Source organism: Pseudoflavonifractor sp. An85 (assembly GCF_002161235.1).
In the GTDB taxonomy this organism is placed as follows: domain Bacteria; phylum Bacillota; class Clostridia; order Oscillospirales; family Oscillospiraceae; genus Enterenecus.
Genome location: NZ_NFHE01000136.1, coordinates 1 through 633 on the forward strand (window position 1 = coordinate 1; position 633 = coordinate 633).

1 protein-coding gene is annotated in these 633 nt (G+C 61.5%); it reads right to left on the reverse strand.

Going from position 1 to position 633, the window contains the following annotated elements; genetic code table 11:
- Positions 1-633, reverse strand: a 633-nt coding sequence (locus B5G37_RS14825; RefSeq protein ID WP_158099458.1) for a type IV secretory system conjugative DNA transfer family protein, incomplete at both ends; no start/stop codon positions are given.

Here is a 633-nt window from a genome sequence, read left to right on the forward strand (position 1 = left end):
CTTGAGGGTCTTCCGGAACCGGCTCGGCTCCCACGACCAGTCGCTCTGGGGCGATCCGGTCTCCAAGGTGCGGGTCAGGCCCGTGGGGCCTGACGCCGATGCGGGAGCGGCTACGCCCTGTTTGCGCACGTACTTCTTCCCGTCCTCGATCTGGAGGAACAGCAGGTCCAGCGGGCTTTTGAAGTTCTCGTCGTCCTCGCGTGCCTCCGCGAGGGACAGGAGGGTGAGCAGGCCGGACAGGTTGTAGTCCTCCGGGGGGAACCAATCTCTCAACAATGCGATGAGGGCGGTGTACAGCATCCGTTCCGCGTTCTCCCAGAACGGGTCGCCCGCCTTGCCGTCCCCGTTGGTGTTCATGATGTAGCAGTTCACGAACGACAGGATGTCGGTGTCCGTCTTCACGTATTTCAGCGGGTTGTAGTGCATGGACTCGTCGAGGTTGATGGTGTTGAAGCTCTTGATCTCATACCCGTTGTCCGCGAACAGGTAGCCCGCGTCCTTCAGGAGCGTGCCCTTGGGGTCGGTGATGAAGTAGTTGGCGTTCAGTTGCATGATGTTGGGGGTGACGTAGTTGAACGTCTTGCCGGAGCCGGAGCCGCCGATGACCAGCACGTTCAGGTTCCGGTCCAGCTC